Source organism: Frankia sp. CoWAU3 (genome assembly GCF_977971855.1).
In genome coordinates this window covers 1-2,808 of record NZ_CDWWXB010000319.1, presented here as the reverse complement: position 1 = coordinate 2,808, position 2,808 = coordinate 1, and the positions used below count along the sequence as shown (strand labels likewise).

Here is a 2,808-nt window from a genome sequence, read left to right as displayed (position 1 = left end):
ACCCAGTCAACATCCCACCGGTTCACCGAACACTTACGAACCGAGAAATCTCCGGTCAGGACAGATGGGGCCGGGAGGAGATCCAGAATCGTGGCCGGGCGCTCGCCGAGCGGATCGTGAAGATCTGGCCCGGCCCGGACGAGTCCGTAGTACCGCCGTCCCAGGACCAGCGATGGACCCTGATGAGCCGGGTACTGGCCGCGATCCCACCCGGCCGCTGGACCAGTTACTCCGACGTCGCGGAGGTGATCGGGTCCCACGCCGTCGCGGTGGGAGCCAAGCTGGCCAGTGCCCGGATCTCCAACGCCCACCGCGTCCTGCTCCTGAACGGTTCCGTCTCCCCGGACTTCCGCTGGCCCGATCCGGAACGCACCGACGATCCACGGGAGATCCTGACCGCCGAGGGTGTCATTCTCAGCAGGTCGGGCCGGGCACTGGCCCGCCAACGCATGACCGCCGCCGAACTCGCCGCCGCCGCCGATCTCGAAACCCCGGAAGAGAGCCAGGGCGCCGCCGGAACCAAGGAACGTCTGTGGGCCGCCCCGGCCGCCCGGTCCGCCGTGGGGCTCGCGGTCAGCCTGTGGCCATCAGAGCGGCGCGCGGCGGCGCCCACGGACGATGCGAACTCCGGCCTCTCCTACCGGGACCGGGTCCGGGGCTGCCTGCTGGGCGGGGCGTTGGGAGACGCGCTCGGTGCGGCAATCGAATTCCAGTCGCTTGACGAGATCCGACGGGAGTATGGGACGGCGGGGGTCATCGGCCTCACGGCCGCCTACGGGGTACACGCTCCGTTTACAGATGACACCCAGATGACGCTCTTTACCGTGGAGGGTCTGATCCGGGCCTCGGTCCGCAGCCGTTCCCGGGGCATCGCCGATCCGCCCGCGGTGCTGTGGCGCGCCTACCAGCGTTGGCTCACGACGCAGCGGCGGACCGGTCCGGCCGCCGGGGAGGTGGACGGCTGGTTGGCGGCGCAGCAGCTGGTGTATGCCCGGCGCGCTCCGGGGAACGCCTGCCTGTCCGGGCTGGGACGCCCCGAGATGGGCACGCTCGCGCGGCCGGCGAACCCCGGCAGCAAGGGATGCGGGGCGGTGATGCGCTCGGCCCCGTTCGGGCTGCTCCGGCGGGGCCCGGAAACCTCCTTCGACCATGCGGTCGCATGCGCCGTGTTCACCCACGGTCATCCCTCCGGGTACCTCGCCGCGGGCGCGTTCGCATGGATCGTCGCCGCGATGGTGGACGGCGCTGGCATCACCCAGGCCACCGCATCGGCCCTCGGCCGCCTGTCGGCCGAACGCGACGGCAAGGAAGTGGCCAGAGCTCTGCGGGCGGCGCTCGGAACGGCAGCGGACGGTGCGCCCACGGCGGAACGCGTGGAATCGCTGGGCGCCGGCTGGGTCGCCGAGGAGGCGCTAGCGATCGCGGTGTACTGCGCGGTGGCGGCGCCCGACGATCCGCAGACGGCGCTGCTCGCGGCAGTCAACCACTCCGGCGACAGCGACTCGACCGGTGCGATCTGCGGGAACCTCGTTGGCACCGCTCTGGGTGAGCCGGCGCTGCCGGCAGCCTGGCTGAAGGAGCTGGCGGGCTATGAGCTGGTCGGGCAGGTCGCGGACGATCTGGTAACCGAGATCGAGAACACCGCGACCGTCTCCGACGCCTTCGGCGCGGCCACCCCGGCCTGGTCCACCCGCTACCCCGGGAGCTGAGCTCACGCACATCAGATCTCCCATCGGTCCGAGCTGTGCCGGTGCTCCGTGGTGCTTCCGGCTCACCTGGTCGGGGGACGTTAACCTGACCGTCCCCTGCCGAAGGTCCCTTTCGGCCACCCGGGGCGGCGAGGTGAGCTGGGCTGCGAGGTGAGTTGCATGAAGGGGCGGACAACAACGGGCCGGCGATGGATCGGGGCGGTGGCGCTGCTGGCGGGCGCGCTGCTCGTGCCGCTGGGATGTGGCGGCGGTGCCGGTGGCGGCGGCTCCACCGACGTCACCACGCCGAAGCCATCGGTATCCGGCACCTCGCCGGTGCCTTCTCCGTCCGTGTCCTCCCGCTCGCCGGATGGACCGGTGGTGACGTCGCCTTCCACGACCGCGACGCCGCGGGAGCCGGTCTGGTCGAGCGAACCGCGCCGCGTCGGGCATCAGCTGTACGGTAACGCGACGGTCGTCGCGGTGCGCGGCGCGCACAACGTCGCCGGCGGGATGGCTTTCGATCGGCTGACGATCGAGTTCCAAGGGCAGATCCCTGGCTACGAGGTGCGTTACGTGGCCGAGGTGCTGTCGCCGGGCGAGGGCGTTGCGGTCCCGCTGCGGGGGCAGGCCTTCCTGGAGGTGGTGTTGTTCCCGGCCGTGGCCCACGATGAGACCGGTAGGTCGACGCTGCGCACACCGCGGGCCGGCGGCGGGCTTCCCGCGCTCGTCCAGTATCGGATGACCGGCGACTACGAGGGATACGTCCATTTCGGCCTGGGGGTCGACGATCGGGTCGGCTTTCGGGTGTTCGAGCTGTCGAACCCGTCGCGCGTGGTGATCGACCTCGCCGCCTGAGGCCTGCCGGTGAGGCCTCGGCCCGTGGCCTGCCCGCACCGCCCTGGCGCGGGCAGTTCCCTCTTTGCCGTCGCCGGTCATCGAGGCACACCGCGCCGCACCCCGAAAACCCAGCACAACAGCATGATCAACTTAGGCTGCCCGGCACTGGCCCGGGAACGGCCCGTTCGGCATCGGGGGTCGGGACCTTCCTCACGTGCTCTCAGCTTGTCGTTTAACCTGTCGGTCCTTCAGATCCTGCGGCTGTTGACCTGTCCGTGGT

General features: G+C 70.9%; 2 protein-coding genes. Both read left to right on the top strand.

Translation table 11 applies throughout. The features are described 5' to 3' along the window. On the top strand, nt 1–1,709 hold a 1,709-nt coding region (locus AC08ON_RS17860), incomplete at its 5' end, for an ADP-ribosylglycohydrolase family protein (protein ID WP_476617410.1). A 159-nt stretch (nt 1,710–1,868) separates the two neighbouring features. Further along, nucleotides 1,869–2,546 (top strand): AMIN-like domain-containing (lipo)protein, encoded by a 678-nt coding sequence (locus AC08ON_RS17855; protein ID WP_476607049.1) that lies wholly within the window; start codon nt 1,869–1,871, stop codon nt 2,544–2,546. Nucleotides 2,547–2,808 lie beyond the last annotated feature (262 nt).

Coding starts and splice junctions, on each gene's coding strand:
- AC08ON_RS17855 (WP_476607049.1), top strand. CDS start 1,869: ATGAAGGGGCGGACAACAACGGGCCGGCGATGGATCGGGGCGGTGGCG.